Source organism: Streptomyces sp. CNZ301, assembly GCF_004217425.1.
The window spans coordinates 813,563-827,560 of sequence record NZ_SHLG01000001.1 but is presented as its reverse complement, the minus strand read 5'-3'; the positions used below and the strand labels follow the sequence as shown (position 1 = coordinate 827,560).

Sequence of the window (13,998 nt, the reverse complement as noted above, 5' to 3'; positions counted from 1 at the left end):
GGCCCGGGGGCTCACAGCGCGACGCCGTCACAGCACGACGCTGCCGGTGCACCGGAGGACGGGTCTTCACAGGCCGCAGAACATGCAGCAGGACATGCGCAGAGGGGGCGGGAGGAGCAGTGAGCACGACCGGGAGCGCGCAGCCGGCGCCGACTTCGGCGGCCCTGGACCCGCTGTCGGCCCTGCGCGGCGACGGCGGCCCGGAGCAGGACGTGTTCCTGACCGGCACCGTCTTCCTCGACATCATCTTCACCGGGCTCGACCACGCTCCCGTACGCGGCACCGAGTCCTGGGCCCGCGGCATGGGTTCGTCCCCCGGCGGCGTGGCCAACATGGCAACCGCCCTGCGCCGCCTCGGACTTCGCACCTCCCTCGCCGCCGCGTTCGGGGACGACGTGTACGGCGACTACTGCTGGGAGTCGCTGGCCGACAGCGAAGGCATCGACCTCGGACCGTCCCACCGCGCCCAGGGCTGGCACTCGCCCGTCACCGTCTCCATGGCCTACGAGGGTGAGCGGACGATGGTCTCCCACGGGCACGAGGCCCCGGCCCCCTGCGTGCGGTCGGCCGCGCGCCCGCGTTCCCGCGCCTGCTTCACCGACCTGGCACCCGGGCGGCTGGAGAGCTGGGTGCGCGAGGCCCACGACGAGGGAAGCAAGATCTTCGCCGACGTCGGCTGGGACGACACCGGAGCCTGGGATCCGGACACCCTGGCCGACCTCGCCTACTGCCACGCCTTCCTGCCCAACGCGGCCGAGGCACAGCACTACACGCGCACCGCAAGCCCCGAGGAGGCGGTGCGTGCCCTGGCCGAACTCGTGCCTATCGCCGTCGTCACCAAGGGCTCCGGCGGTGCCGTCGCCGTCGACTCGCTGACCGGCGAGAGCGCCGACCTACCCGCGCTGCCCGTCGAGGCGCTGGACCCGACCGGTGCCGGTGACGTCTTCGTCGCCGGCTTCATCACCGGCACGCTCGCCGGCTGGCCGCTCGCCGACCGGCTCGCCTTCGCCAACCTCACCGCCGCCCTGTCCGTGCAGCACTTCGGCGGTTCGCTCTCCGCGCCGGGCTGGCCCGAGGTCGCCGCGTGGTGGCAGTACGCGACCCGCTGCGGAGGACAGAGCGAGGACGTGATGCGGCGCTACGCCTTCCTGTCCGACCTGCTGCCCGGGGCGAACCGGGGCTCGGCACTGCGCCGTGCCACGCCCACCATCGGATTCCGTGCGACCTGACGGGTGCCGCGGTACGGGGGCGGCCCGCCCGGTCCGTACCACGGTCACCGCGGCAGGGCGCCGAGAGGAGACTCCATGCGTGCTGAGCGACTGACGGGCGCGGGCCCGGTGCGACGGGCGCCGCTCCGCCAACGCCCGTTCCGTCAAGGCCCGTTCAGCGCCACGGGACGGACCCGGCGGCGTACCGCGGCGCTCGCTCTGGCCCTCGGCGGCGCGCTGCTGGCCGCGGCCTGCGTGCCGGGGACCGACGGCTCCGGCGCGGCCGGAGCAGGCGTGCCCGGAGCGGCCGTCACCTCCAAGCCCGACCCGTCCAAGGCGGGCAAGGCCACTCTGACCGTATGGGACCAGGAGGTCCGCGGCGGACAGAACGACGAACTGGAGCGGCTCAACGCCGAGTTCGAGAAGAAGTACCCGCACATCCGCATCAAGCGCGTCGCGCGCAGCTTCTCCGACCTCAAGACGACGCTGAAACTGGCCATTTCGGGGAACAAGCCCCCGGACGTCATCCAGGCCAACCAGGGCTACGCCGACATGGTGGCCTTCGTGAAGGCGGGGCTGCTCACGCCGCTCGACAACTACGCGGGCATCTACGCCTGGAACACCCGCTACCCCCCGACGTTGCTCAACCTCAACCGGGTCTCCGCCGACGGGCGCGACTTCGGAACCGGACGGCTCTACGGCATCTCCCAGACGGGCGAGTACATCGGCGTCTACTACAACAAGGACGTCCTGGAGAAGGCCGGGGTGAAGCCCCCGAAGACCTGGGACGAGCTGACGGACGCACTGCCCCGCATCAAGGACGAGGGTGAACTCCCCGTTCAGTTCGGCAACTTGGACAAGTACCCGGCGATCCACACCTTCGGCGTGCTCCAGAACCAGGCCGGCGGGGCGGAGGAGACCCGCGAGAGCGTCTTCGGCCGCGGCAAGGGCTTCGACAACGAACCGACGAAGGAAGCCGCCGGGACTCTCGCCGACTGGAAGAAGCGCGGCTTCATCCCCAAGGGGGCCAACGGCACCGGATACGACGACGCGGCAAAGAAGTTCACCGGCGGCGAGGGAGCCTTCCTCATCACCGGCACCTGGCAACTGCCGGATCTGAAGAAGACCATGGGCGACAGCCTCGGATTCATGCCTCCGCCTCCCGCGAAGAAGGACGCAGCACCCGTCACCACCGGCGGTCAGGGCCTGGCATGGTCCGTCACGTCCAAGTCCCGTCATCCTGAAGTCGCCGCCGCCTACCTGGACTTCATCACCAGCACGCACGCGGCCGACGTGATGACCGAGGAGGGCGTGCTGCCCGCCCTGCCCGGCAAGGCCGCCCGCGGCATTCCCGAGGGCAGCGTCGACGCCCAGATGGTGAAGGGCTGGCAGCAGCTCAACGCCGACGACGGGCTCGTGCCGTACCTCGACTACACCACGCCCGACTTCTACGACTCGCTCTCCGCCGACCTCCAGGGCGTCATCGACGGCTCGCTCTCCCCGGAGGAGCTGTCGTCGAAGATGCAGCGCTCCTACACGGACTTCCAGGAGAAGAAGCGGGCCGAAGGGAAGGCGAAGCAGTGAGCTCCGCCCCCGCGGCACCGGCCGCCGAACCCCGCGACGGCGCTTCCCGCGACCCCGGGAGCGCGGCGGCGGACGGAGGTTCCGGGCCGCTGCGCCGCACCGTGGGCCGCCGCAGAGGCGGGGCCCCCGGCGAGCCGCGCGCGGTCGGCTACCTCTATGTCCTACCGGCCCTCGTCCTGTACGGCGTCTTCCTGCTCTTCCCGCTCGGACAGACCGTGTGGCTCTCGCTGCTGCACTGGGACGGACTGACCGTCGCCACCTGGGCGGGAGCCGCCAACTACCAGGCCCTGCTGACCGATCCGTCGCTGCGCGGGCCCTTCCTGCACGCCCTCGTGCTGCTGCTCTTCTACGCCGTCCTGCCCGTGGCACTGGGCCTGCTCCTGGCTTCGGCGCTCTCCCGCTTCCGGGTGCGGGGGACGACCTTCTTCCGCACGGTGTTCTTCCTGCCGCAGGTCCTGGCGATGGTCGTCGTCGGCGTCGCCTGGCGTTCCATCCTCGGCCCGGACGGACTGCTCAACGACTCGCTGCGCGCGGTCGGCCTCGGCTCCTTCGCACGCTCCTGGCTCGGCGATTACACCTGGGCGCTGCCCGCGGTCGGCACGATCGGGACCTGGGTGGAGACGGGGCTGTGCGTGGTGCTCTTCCTCGCCGGCGTGCAGCGCATCCCGCGTGAGCTGTACGAGGCCGCACGCATGGACGGAGCCGGCCCGGTGCGGGAGTTCCTCGCCGTCACCCTCCCGGCGCTGCGCGCGGAGATCGCCGTAGCGCTGACCCTGACCATCGTCGCCGGGCTGCGCAACTTCGACCTGATCTACATCACGACGGGCGGCGGCCCGGGCAACGCCACCTCCGTACCCGCCTACGAGGTGTACCACCGCGCGTTCGAGACGAACGAGGTCGGGTCGGCGGCCGCGATGGGCGTCGGGCTGACCGTGCTGATCTTCGTGCTGACGGTCTCCGTCGCACGGCTCGTAGAAGGACGCAACCGATGACCGGCCGCATAGAACGCAGCGCAACCTACGGGATTCTCGCCCTGTTCGCCGTCATCAGCCTCACGCCCGTGATCGGCATCCTCTCCACGGCGTTCGGGCGTTCCTCCTCGCAGGCCGCGGGCTTCTCGCTGCCGGACGGCCTCAACTGGGCCAATTTCGCCGAGGCATGGACCCGCGGGCACTTCGGCTCGTACCTGACGAACTCGGTACTCGTCGCGGTCGTCGTCGTCACGGCCACGGCCGTGCTGGCCACTCTCGCCGCCTACGCCTTCGGCGTGATGCGCTTCCGCGGCTCGGGCGTGCTGTTCTACCTCTTTGTCCTCGGACTGACGCTGCCCCAGGAAGCGCTCGTCGTGCCGCTGTACTTCGACATGCGGTACTGGCAACTCACCGACACCTACTGGGCGTTGATCCTGCCGCAGACGGCGCAGTCGCTCGCCTTCGGCGTGTTCTGGATGCGCGCGTACTTCCGCAGCAGCCCGCGCTCGGTCATCGAGGCCGCCCGCCTCGACGGGGCGTCCAGCTGGACGACGCTGTGGCGCGTACTCGTTCCGATGGGGCGTCCGGCGCTGTCCACGATGACCGTCATCGTCTTCATGTGGACGTGGAACGAGTTCCTGATGGCACTGGTGATGGTCAGCGACGAAGCCCACCGCACGGTCCCGCTCGGGCTGGCCTTCTTCCAGGGGCAGCACAGCTCGGACACGGCGCTGCTCGCGGCCGCCTCGGTGCTCATCGCCCTGCCGGTCGTCGTGGTGTACGTGGCACTGCAGCGCCGCTTCATCGAGGGCATGCTGACGGGCGCCGTGAAGGAGTGAACCGCCGGGCCGCGTCGCTGGCGCGGCCCGGCGGTTCCGGGAGGTCCGTCAGGCGTTCGTCGGCTCCTTCGCGGTGCTCTTCCTGCCCGCGGGGTGGCGCAGCGCCTGCTCGATCTCCTCCAGCGTGCGTCCGCGCGTCTCCGGAACCCGGCGCAGCACGAAGATCCAGCAGGCCGCGTTCATCAGCGCGTAGACCAGGAACGTCACGGTACGGCCGAAGGTGTCGACGGCGGTCAGCGCCGTCATCGCGATGACGAGGTCGAAACCCCACACCGCAGTGGTGGCAAGGCTCATGGCCGGGCCGCGCACGGCCAGCGGCAGGACCTCCGGGCCGATGAGCCAGACGACGGCCTGCATGCTCGCGCCGTTGAGGAAGATGTAGGCGAACAGCGACAGGATGACGGTCCACTTCTGCGCCTCCGAGCCGGAAGCGCCGAGGAACGCCAGAGCGAGCACCGCCATGGCGAGTCCCGAACCGGGCAGCAGCCACAGCAGCAGACGGCGCCGCCCCGTCCGGTCGACGAGCAGGGTGCCGGCGATTCCCGCGAGGACCAGCATCACACCGATCCCGACGCCGGTGAGCAGCGCCGTCGAGTCGCCGAACCCGGCGTCCGTGAGCAGCTTGGGCGCGTAGTAGACCATCGCGTTGATGCCCGTCAGCTGGGAGAACGCGGCGATCCCCAGTGCGACCACCAGCGCCGGGCGCACCCAGCTTCCACGCAGGGCACGCCAGCCCGCGCCGCGCTCCTTGGTGCGTACCGCCTTGATGTCGGTGATCTCCCCGCCGATGTCCGACCCGGGCCGGCGCAGCTTGGTGAGTACGGCGGCGGCCTCCTCCGTCCGCCCCTGTCCGACGAGCCAGCGCGGACTCTCCGGCAGCGGCAGCATCCCGACTGCGAGCACCACCGCGGGCACGACCGCCAGCGCGAACATCCACCGCCAGCCGCCGGGCCCCGCCAGGGCGTAGCCGACCAGGTAGGAGATGAGCTGGCCGATGGCCACCATGAGCTGGAAGAGCACCATGAGCCGACCGCGGATCGCCGCGGGTGCGGTCTCGGCTATGTAGACGGGCACGGTGTTCGACGCCGCCCCGACCGCCAGCCCCAGGATGAAGCGGGCGGCGATGAGCGTGCCCGTGCCGGGCGCGACGGCGGCCGCGACGGCGCCCACGGCGAAGAGGACGGCGACGCCGGTCACGACGGGCTTGCGCCCGTGGCGGGCGACGAGCGTCCCCGAGACGGGGGCGCCCACCATGGCGCCCACGAGAATGGCGCTGACCACGATCTCCTGTGCGCGGGAGGAGAGTTGGAAGTCGCGCGCCAGGTCGACCAGTGCACTGGCGATGATGCCGGTGTCGTAGCCGAAGAGCAGACCCCCGAGAGCGGAGATCGCGGCAACGGCGTACAGCAGCGGTGGCTGGCGTCCGGGTGCGGCGGAGTCGGCCGTGTCCGGCGGAGCAGGGGTGGTCACGGTGAGGCCCTTTCCTTGTTCGTCCATTTCGCCGGGCGGTCAGCCGCCCTCGGGGCCGGCGTCCTCGGGGGCGACGGCGGCCATTCCTCCGGTGGGGGAGCCGGGGTCTGCGTCGCCCATGACCAGGCCTTCGATGGTGTGCTTCTGCACGATCGGCGTGAGCGAGTCGACGACCGGGCAGTGCAGGTGGGCGCGCAGGTGCTCCGGCAGCGTCTCCCAGTGGTCGCGGGTGACGGCCATGTCGTGATGCCCGTCGTTACCAGCTCCGGGGGCGTCCACGCCGAGTACGAGCACCGGGCGGGACAGCTGCGAGAGGTTGGCGGTTCCGCGGTGGATGGTCAGTGCCGAACGCACCGAGATGTCGCCCCGCTGCGGGAACTTGCGTACGCCGAGCTCGTCGTAGCGGGCGTAGTCCTCGCGGGGCGGGAACATGCCGTGCTCGAAGCTGCTGCCCTCGTCCCACTGCGTGCCGGGCGCGATCTCGAACGGCCCCATCTCCTCCGTGGTGTCGACCGCCGTGAGATTGAAGGCGAGCGAGTTCAGGTGGCGACGGGTCCGTGTGACGTCGGGCATGGGGAAGTCGCGGTGCCAGGGCTGACGTACGGCGCCCGCGAAGGGGATGTCGAACCCGAGCTCGACGATCGAGTACTGCGGGCCGAGCACCGCTTCGCAGACCGCCCGTACCCAGGGGTGCCCGGCCAGGTCGGCGAACCCTCGCAGCTGCTGCGGATGTATCTCGACGTAGTAGCGGTTCGGCCCGCGTCCCACGGCGCCGCCGGGGCGATGCCGCGCCTCCTCGAAAGCCTCCTCGATGTCCTCCCGCATGCGGTCGGCCCACTCGGGCGTGAAGGCGCCGCGGCATGCGCTGATGCCGTCGGTGTACAGGTCGCGCACCACGTTGCCGATGGCCGACAGGCTCACCGGATCGGCGTCGCTGTCCGGCCGGGTGCTCGTCGTGGTCACAGGCGGACTCCTTCCGTGAGAGTTGGCGTGACCGCCACTGTTGCAACGTTGCATGCAGCGTGGCAATACGATGGAGGAAGATTTCACCGTCGCATTGCCCGGCATGGGAGGATCGGTTCGCCGGTGCGAGTGAACGGCGGGGTGGAGACCGGACCGGAAGGACGGGCGCAGGTGGCGGCGAAGCTGAAGGACGTGGCAGCCAGGGCCGGCGTCTCCGTCCGTACCGTCTCCAACGTCGTCAACAACGCCGCCGCCGTGGCTCCCGCCACGCGTGAGCGGGTGCTGCGCGTCATCGACGAACTGGGATACCGGCCCAATCTCGCGGCGCGCAATCTGCGGCAGGGGCGCACCGGGCTGATCGGGCTCGCCGTCCCCGAGGTCCGCTCCCCGTACTTCGGGCAGATAGCGGAGCTGCTCATCGACGCCGCTCAGGACCGCGGCTGGACGGTGCTCATCGACCGCACCGACGGCACCGCCGAGCGGGAGCGGCGCCTGCTGGAAGGTTCCGAGCGGCACACCGTGGACGGGATGATCATGAGCCCCTGGTCGCTCACCCCGGGGGAGCTGGGCCGTCACAGCGCCACGTTGCCTCTCGTCGTGCTCGGTGAGCAGGAGACCGGCGGGACCGCGGACCACGTGGCCATCGACAACGTCGCCGCCGCCCGTGAGGCCACGGACCATCTCGCCTCCCTGGGCCGCCGCCGCATCGCTGCGATCGGCCTCCAGCCGCAGCTCTCCAACGGCACCGCCGAACAGCGCGCGCAGGGCTACCGGGAGGCTCTCGCCTCCGCGGGGCTGCCCCACAGGGAGTCCTTGACGCGGGAGGTCGCCACCCTGCACCGCGAGGAGGGCCTTCGCGCGATGCGTGAACTGCTGGACTCGCGGCAGGCGCCCGACGCCGTTTTCTGCTTCAGCGACGAACTCGCCCTCGGTGCGCTGCGAGCCGCCCATGAAGCGGGTCTGCGGGTGCCCGCGGACCTGGCGCTGGTCGGCTTCGACGACATCGAGGACGGCAGGTATTCGGTGCCGTCGCTGGCCACCGTCTCGCCCGACAAGGGGCAGATCGCCGAGCGCGCTCTGCAGTGCCTGGCGGACCGCGTGTACGGACGCCTCGGTCATCTGCCCGCGCGCCGGGTCACCGTCCCGCACCGACTGGTCGTGCGCGAGACCGCTTCCGCCTGATTTGAGCCCAACTGCCCGCTCTCTCGGGGCAGTTGTGATTGTCGCGTGTAGCCCGACGCATAGGTCTTCACAGTCGGGGCACCCAACAGACCCTCCGCTGATTGAGCGGTGAGAGACCTGGAACACAGGACTGCAGCCCGGCCTCACGGAAAGGGGTGAGAGCATGGCGACAACGGGTGACAAAGAGAGCAAAGACGAAAAAACGCAACAGGCGGTCCCCCGACGGTCAAGTCGGGCGCCGGAGAACGCTGATCAGAAGCAGGACCGCAGCAGCAGCGCCGACCGTGGTCAGGGGCGCAGCGGCAGTTCGCAGAGTGGGCGGGTTCCGATCGCGGAGGCCATGCGTCTCGCGGCCGGACAGCTCGCCGGGCTCCTTCAGCGCGAGCCCGCGTCCGTCTCGTCGGTCAAGGCCACGGACCAGGGCTGGAAGGCCGACGTAGAGGTCGTAGAGGTGGAGCGCGTTCCCGAGACGACCAGCGTGATGGGCACCTACCACGTGGAGCTCGACGGCCAGGGAAATCTGCTCGGTTACGAGCGCACCCGCCGGTACGCGCGCGGCCAGATCGATCAGCGGAAGTAAGCCGCCGCGCTGTCCGCAGCACTGATCACGAAAAGGCGGTCTCCGCCTGCAATGCCTTCCCGAAAGGATGATGAAGGTGACGGTAGTCCCACAGACGAGCAACTCTCAGCCGAGCAGCGGCAGCGGCGGTGGGAATCTCTACGACATCCTCGAACTGATCCTGGACCGTGGTCTCGTCATTGATGCCTTCGTGCGGGTCTCCCTCGTCGGAATCGAGATACTCAAGATCGATGTCCGTGTGGTCGTCGCCAGCGTGGACACCTATCTGCGCTTCGCCGAGGCCTGCAACAGGCTGGACCTCGAGGCCGGGCGCAAGGCGCCGAGCCAGCTCACCGACATCGTGGGCGACGCGACGGAGAGCGGCGCGAAGGGCAAGTCGAAAGGAGCCCTGACCGGAGCGGTCGAGGCCTTCAGCGAGTCCTTCCAGAGGGGACGCGACGCCGACGACGAAGAGCACGAGCGGGAACCGAGGAAGTCCGCCTCCGCCGGCAGCCGCCGCACGACCCGCCGCAAGGAGGACTGATCCGGTTGTCCACCTACATCTACGCGATCACGGCCGCCGGCCACCCGAAGAACCTCGAAGGGCTGAACGGCGTCGGCGAACCGGCAGGAACGCTGCGTACGGTCAAGTCGGAATCCCTGAGCGCCGTGGTCAGCGACGCTCCCGGGGACCTGCGTGCCAAGCGCCGCGACCTCGCCGCTCACCAGGCCGTCCTGGAGAAGCTGATGGCGGACGGCGCGACGCTGCCGATGCGCTTCGGCCTGGTCGGCCCCGACGACGGAGCCGTCGAGACGGTGCTGGAGGAGAACCAGGACGTCTATGCCGAGCGGCTCTCGGAGCTCGACGGCTGCGTCGAGTACAACCTCAAGGCGGGCCGGGACGAGGACGACCTGCTGCGCGAGATCGTCGCCGGATCCGAGGAGATCCAGCGTCTGCGCGAGGTCACCAAGGACCGTCCCGAGGCCCGGGACGAGAAGATCCGGCTGGGCGAGCTGGTCTCGAACGAGGTCCAGGCCCGTCATGAGGCCGAGGGTGGGGAACTGCTGGAGCGGCTGTCGGGCGGCGCACAGCGTCACACCGTCGCGGAGCCGACGCAGTCGCACTTCCTCAACGCCTCGTTCCTGGTGCGGCGGGAGGACGCGGCGGCCTTCGCACAGGCCGTGCACGAGGAGGCCGAGCGCAAGGGCGACGCCTACTCGCTCAACCTCTACGGACCGCTGCCCCCTTACAGCTTCGTCTGACACGTGATCGGAGGGCCTGTTCATGGGCCTCATCACCGAACTCCTGGCCCTGCCGCTCGCTCCCGTACGCGGTGCGCTGTGGGTCATGGACCAGCTCGTGCTGACCGCGGAGCAGCAGTACTACGACCCGGAGCCGGTGCTCCGGCAGCTCGCCGAACTGGAGCAGGAACTGCTCGACGGCCGCATCACGGAAGAGGAGTTCGACCGGGTCGAGGACCAGCTCCTGGACGAACTGGAGTGGCGCCAGGCCTGGCAACGACAGCAACAGGAGCGCTCATGACTGCGCCCAGACCCCCGTCCAGAAGGGCGGGGAGACGGAAGGTGACCGGAAGATGACGGACAACAGCAAGATAGGGATGGCGCTCGTGGGGGGTTACCTCCTGGGGCGCACCAAGAAGGCCAAACTGGCCATCGGCCTGGGCATGGCCCTCGCCGGCAAGAAGCTCAACATCAATCCGCAGCAGCTGGCCAGGATGGTGGCGAACTCGCCCGTGGTCGGACAGCTGAGCGACCAGGTCCGCAAGGACCTCTTCGACAACACGAAGTCCGCGCTGACCTCTGCTGTCACCAAGCGGGCCGGCAGTCTCGCCGACTCCCTCCACGAACGCACGCTCGACATGAACGACCCCACGCGGCGCGCCAGGCGTGCCGAGGCCGCCGAGGACGGTGCGGAGCGCGCCGAAGCCGGCCGTGACGAGGCCGGCGAGCGTGACGGGCGTGACGAGCACGAGGAGCGCGAAGCGCGGCCCAGGCCGCGCAAGTCCACCTCGGCGGGCGGCACGGCCGCCAGGACGGCCAAGCCCACCGGGAGCGCCGCCTCCTCCAACGGCAAGGCGGCGTCCGGCCGCCGCACCGGCGGCTCCGGGGCCGGCGCCCGCAAGTCGGCCTCGTCCGGCGCGCGCAAGACCGCCGGCGGCGCGCGCAAGACCACCGGCGGCGCGCGCAAGACCACCGGCGGCGCGCGCAAGACCGCCGCGAAGACCGCTTCGGGCGGCGCGCGCAAGGCCGCCAACCGGGGAGGCGGCAATGGCTGAGTCCGCGCTGAGCACCTTCAAGGAAGAAGTGGCGAACGACCCGGCCACCGACCGTCTCAAGCAGGAGCTCCAGTCGTACCTGCAGGCCCGCGCCTTCAAGGCCGTGTCGGGCCTGGGCAGCAAGCTGGGCGAGGGCGTCGGCAAGCTGGCCGATCCCGGCGGCGGCCCGAGCGCCCTCGTGGGCAGCCTCGCGAAGGGCGGCCAGGCGCTGAGCGAGGGCAAGTCCCCGGCGCAGGCCGCCATGGCGGTGGGCACCTCGCACGTCAAGGAAATTGTCAAGGACAAGGTCAAGGGTTTGTTCGGCAAGGGCAGGAAGAGCGGCGGCGGCAAGTCGAAGAGCGTGACCATCGTCGAGGACATCGACGTGGGCGTGCCGGTGCGCGAGGCGTACGACCAGTGGACGCAGTTCCAGGAGTTCAGCACCTTCGCCAAGGGCGTCGTCAGCGTCGAGAAGGCCGACGACACCTCCAGCAACTGGAAGGTGAAGGTCGCCAAGTCCACGCGCAGCCTGAAGGCCAGTGTCACGGAGCAGATCCCCGACGAGCGCATCTCCTGGACGACCGACGGCGCCAAGGGCAGCGTCAAGGGTGTGGTGACCTTCCACAAGATCACCGACAACCTGACCAGGGTGCTGCTGGTCCTGGAGTACTTCCCCGGCGGCTTGTTCGAGAAGACCGGCAACATCTGGCGGGCGCAGGGCCGCCGCGCGCGGCTGGACCTGAAGCTGTACCGCAAGTTCATCATGATGCGGGGCGAGGCCACGCACGGCTGGCGCGGTGAGATCCGGGACGGCGAGGTCGTGGTCGAGCACGACGACGCCGTCGAGGAGGAAGAGCGCGCCGGGGAGGAGTCCGAGAGCTCCGAGGCCGTGGGTTCCGAGTCCGGGAGCTCCGAGTCCCGTTCCGAGGCCGCCGAGGACGAGTACGACGACGAGGACCGCCCCTCCGGCGAGGACGGGTCCGGCGAGGAGTACGAGGACGAGGACGTCGAGGACGAAGAAGCCGAGGGCGAGTTCGACGAGGACTACGAACCCGAAGGCGACTACGAAGACGAAGACGAAGAGGAAGACGAAGACGAAGAGGCGGACCCCGAGGGCGAGTACGACGACGAGTACGAGCCCGAGGAGGAGTACGAGGAAGAGGCGGACGACGCTGAAGAGGAAGTCGAGCGTGGCCGCCGGACTGTCTCCGCCGGCCGCTGACCGTCCGAAGTGACACTCCGACTGAGCAGGCAAGGCTGATACCACGTGTCCGATTCACTGGCCGGCCGCATGGGCCCGTCCGCCAACAGGGCGGGCCCGTACGGCCAGCAGGGCTCCTCCGCCAACCTGGCGGACATCCTCGAGCGGGTGCTCGACAAGGGCGTCGTCATCGCCGGCGACATCCAGATCAATCTCCTCGACATCGAGCTGCTGACCATCAAACTGCGGCTGCTCGTGGTCTCCGTCGACAAGGCGAAGGAGATGGGGATCGACTGGTGGGAGAACGACCCGTCGCTCTCCTCCCGGGCGCCCGTCCGCTCGCAGCAGTCCGGCGCAGCCATGGGCGGCGGTGAGAACAGCAGTGCCCTGGCGGAGGAGAACGACCGGCTCCGCCAGGAGATCGAACGGCTGCGCTCGGCCGCCGAACTCCCCGCCGGCGAAGGGACGGACGAGAGCGCAGCCACCGGCGAGGAGCCCGCCCGGAAGCGGGCCGCCGCACGGCAGGGCGACGGCGACGGCACGCGCAAGCGCGGAAGGTGATGATCAGGATGCCGATCCCGGAGGGAGAGCCCGCAGTGCCGCAGCACGGCCAGGAGGACGAACGGACCCGGGTCCGCTACGTCTTCGCGGTCGGCCGCGGCGGCGGCCGGCTCGAATCCGCGGCCGACGGGCTCTCCGGTCCGTCCGGTTCTCCGGTGCGCACCGTGGACGCCGCCGGGCTGAGCGCGCTCGTGTCGGACGTCCCGGCGGGTCTCTACGACGAGGCCGGGCTGAAGGCCCAACTGGAGGACATGGCGCGGCTGGAGGCAATGGCCCGCTCCCACCACGCAGTCGTCGGCGCGGCGTACGAGCACACCACGGTGCTGCCCATGCGCCTGGCGACGGTGTACCTCGACGACGGGCGGGTCGCGGAGATGCTGGCCGAGCGGGAAGGCGAGTTCGACGCTCTGCTCTCCCGGCTGGAGGGCCACGTCGAGTGGGGCGTGAAGATCTACGCCGACCCCCGCGAGGCGGCGGCCGGCGCCGCTTCCGCGTCCTCGCCCGGTGGGGCGTCGTCGCCGGCGTCCGGCAGTCCCGGACGCGCGTACCTTCAGCAGCGCAGGCAGCAGCGCAGCACACACCGCGACACCTACCGGGCGGCCGGCGCGGTGGGCGAACGCGTGGCGGCGCTCGCGGACGGCATCGCCGCGGCCAGGGTCTCGCACCGGCCGCAGCAGGGCGAACTGGCCTCCGGGCCGGGCGAGAACATCACCAACGACGCCTATCTGGTGCCCGAGGCGCGCAGTGAGGACTTCAGGGCCGCGATCGGCGGCCTCGCCGAGGGCGTGCCGGGTGTCCGCGTCGTGCTGACGGGGCCGTGGGCGCCGTACTCGTTCGCGACCCCGCCGTCGTCGCCCTCCCCGCAGCAGTCCCAGCACGCGGGAACCGCCGGCGATGGAACCTGAACTGCCCGGCCACGGCTTCGCCGACACCGTGGCGGCGGGCACCCGGTCCGCGTCCGACGGCTTCGCGGAGGGGATCGCCGAGGAGAACGGGCTGGCCGGCCGCCAGGTTGCCCTCATCGACCTCCTGGACCGGCTGCTGTCCGGTGGCGCGGTGCTGACCGGCGACCTCGTGCTCTCCATCGCGGACGTCGACCTGGTGCGCATCAACCTGCGTGCCGTGATCCACTCGGTCACCGCCGACGACCCGGCGCCGTGGTGAGCGCGGCCGCGCCGGCCGGT

General features: G+C 70.5%; 16 protein-coding genes. 14 read left to right on the top strand and 2 right to left on the bottom strand.

The genetic code is table 11. From position 1 onward, the window contains the following. The first annotated feature begins 119 nt into the window (after positions 1–119). From EV375_RS03745 to EV375_RS03730, 4 genes are all read left to right on the top strand, one after another. A complete protein-coding gene (locus EV375_RS03745; RefSeq protein ID WP_130298184.1) occupies positions 120–1,229 on the top strand; it encodes a PfkB family carbohydrate kinase in 1,110 nt (369 codons plus the stop codon). Between the two features lie 75 nt (positions 1,230–1,304). After that, complete coding sequence (locus tag EV375_RS03740; RefSeq protein ID WP_130298183.1) at positions 1,305–2,792, top strand: extracellular solute-binding protein; 1,488 nt, start codon at positions 1,305–1,307, stop codon at positions 2,790–2,792. 89 nt (positions 2,793–2,881) lie between these two features. Continuing rightward, positions 2,882–3,784 (top strand): carbohydrate ABC transporter permease, encoded by a 903-nt coding sequence (locus tag EV375_RS03735; RefSeq protein ID WP_130301570.1) that lies wholly within the window; start codon positions 2,882–2,884, stop codon positions 3,782–3,784. Beyond that, a complete protein-coding gene (locus EV375_RS03730; protein ID WP_130298182.1) occupies positions 3,781–4,602 on the top strand; it encodes a carbohydrate ABC transporter permease in 822 nt (273 codons plus the stop codon). The genes EV375_RS03735 and EV375_RS03730 overlap by 4 nt, the downstream gene beginning before the upstream one ends. A 48-nt stretch (positions 4,603–4,650) precedes the next feature. On the opposite strand, the gene EV375_RS03725 is transcribed toward EV375_RS03730, so the two are convergent. Together EV375_RS03725 and EV375_RS03720 are read right to left on the bottom strand one after the other, a co-directional pair. Beyond that, positions 4,651–6,072 carry a sugar porter family MFS transporter gene (locus tag EV375_RS03725; RefSeq protein WP_165434675.1) on the bottom strand — a complete coding sequence of 474 codons (1,422 nt, stop codon included), beginning with the start codon at positions 6,070–6,072 and terminating at the stop codon, positions 4,651–4,653. Between the two features lie 39 nt (positions 6,073–6,111). After that, entirely contained in the window at positions 6,112–6,993 is an 882-nt protein-coding gene (locus tag EV375_RS03720; protein ID WP_486588690.1) for a phytanoyl-CoA dioxygenase family protein, read from the bottom strand. A 213-nt stretch (positions 6,994–7,206) separates the two neighbouring features. Here EV375_RS03720 and EV375_RS03715 point away from each other — a divergent pair, with 213 nt between their 5' ends. The 10 genes from EV375_RS03715 (at position 7,207) to EV375_RS03670 (ending at position 13,978) form a co-directional block, all read left to right on the top strand. After that, positions 7,207–8,217 (top strand): LacI family DNA-binding transcriptional regulator, encoded by a 1,011-nt coding sequence (locus tag EV375_RS03715; protein WP_130301569.1) that lies wholly within the window; start codon positions 7,207–7,209, stop codon positions 8,215–8,217. Between the two features lie 163 nt (positions 8,218–8,380). Then, entirely contained in the window at positions 8,381–8,797 is a 417-nt protein-coding gene (locus tag EV375_RS03710) for a gas vesicle protein GvpO (protein ID WP_130298179.1), read from the top strand. Positions 8,798–8,867: 70 nt separating this feature from the next. Next, on the top strand, positions 8,868–9,320 hold the full coding sequence (locus EV375_RS03705) for a gas vesicle structural protein GvpA (RefSeq protein WP_130298178.1): 453 nt from the start codon (positions 8,868–8,870) through the stop codon (positions 9,318–9,320). 5 nt (positions 9,321–9,325) lie between these two features. Continuing rightward, positions 9,326–10,039, top strand: coding sequence for a GvpL/GvpF family gas vesicle protein (locus EV375_RS03700; protein ID WP_130298177.1), 714 nt, complete (start codon positions 9,326–9,328; stop codon positions 10,037–10,039). A gap of 22 nt (positions 10,040–10,061) precedes the next feature. Then, complete coding sequence (locus tag EV375_RS03695; protein WP_130298176.1) at positions 10,062–10,319, top strand: gas vesicle protein GvpG; 258 nt, start codon at positions 10,062–10,064, stop codon at positions 10,317–10,319. Positions 10,320–10,371: 52 nt separating this feature from the next. Next, entirely contained in the window at positions 10,372–11,073 is a 702-nt protein-coding gene (locus EV375_RS03690; RefSeq protein ID WP_207227976.1) for a hypothetical protein, read from the top strand. Further along, the gene (locus EV375_RS03685; RefSeq protein WP_130298175.1) at positions 11,066–12,274 is read left to right on the top strand and encodes an SRPBCC family protein; all 1,209 of its coding nucleotides are present in this window, start codon (positions 11,066–11,068) and stop codon (positions 12,272–12,274) included. The genes EV375_RS03690 and EV375_RS03685 overlap by 8 nt, the downstream gene beginning before the upstream one ends. Positions 12,275–12,319: 45 nt before the next feature. Beyond that, a complete protein-coding gene (locus tag EV375_RS03680; RefSeq protein WP_486588257.1) occupies positions 12,320–12,814 on the top strand; it encodes a gas vesicle protein in 495 nt (164 codons plus the stop codon). Between the two features lie 8 nt (positions 12,815–12,822). Beyond that, a complete protein-coding gene (locus EV375_RS03675; RefSeq protein WP_130298174.1) occupies positions 12,823–13,719 on the top strand; it encodes a GvpL/GvpF family gas vesicle protein in 897 nt (298 codons plus the stop codon). Further along, on the top strand, positions 13,709–13,978 hold the full coding sequence (locus EV375_RS03670; RefSeq protein WP_130298173.1) for a gas vesicle protein: 270 nt from the start codon (positions 13,709–13,711) through the stop codon (positions 13,976–13,978). Before EV375_RS03675 ends, EV375_RS03670 begins: the two co-directional genes overlap by 11 nt. The last annotated feature ends 20 nt before the right edge of the window (positions 13,979–13,998 follow it).

Coding starts and splice junctions, on each gene's coding strand:
- EV375_RS03730 (WP_130298182.1), top strand. CDS start 3,781: ATGACCGGCCGCATAGAACGCAGCGCAACCTACGGGATTCTCGCCCTG.
- EV375_RS03675 (WP_130298174.1), top strand. CDS start 12,823: ATGCCGATCCCGGAGGGAGAGCCCGCAGTGCCGCAGCACGGCCAGGAG.
- EV375_RS03690 (WP_207227976.1), top strand. CDS start 10,372: ATGACGGACAACAGCAAGATAGGGATGGCGCTCGTGGGGGGTTACCTC.
- EV375_RS03710 (WP_130298179.1), top strand. CDS start 8,381: ATGGCGACAACGGGTGACAAAGAGAGCAAAGACGAAAAAACGCAACAG.
- EV375_RS03670 (WP_130298173.1), top strand. CDS start 13,709: ATGGAACCTGAACTGCCCGGCCACGGCTTCGCCGACACCGTGGCGGCG.
- EV375_RS03705 (WP_130298178.1), top strand. CDS start 8,868: ATGAAGGTGACGGTAGTCCCACAGACGAGCAACTCTCAGCCGAGCAGC.
- EV375_RS03685 (WP_130298175.1), top strand. CDS start 11,066: ATGGCTGAGTCCGCGCTGAGCACCTTCAAGGAAGAAGTGGCGAACGAC.
- EV375_RS03695 (WP_130298176.1), top strand. CDS start 10,062: ATGGGCCTCATCACCGAACTCCTGGCCCTGCCGCTCGCTCCCGTACGC.
- EV375_RS03740 (WP_130298183.1), top strand. CDS start 1,305: ATGCGTGCTGAGCGACTGACGGGCGCGGGCCCGGTGCGACGGGCGCCG.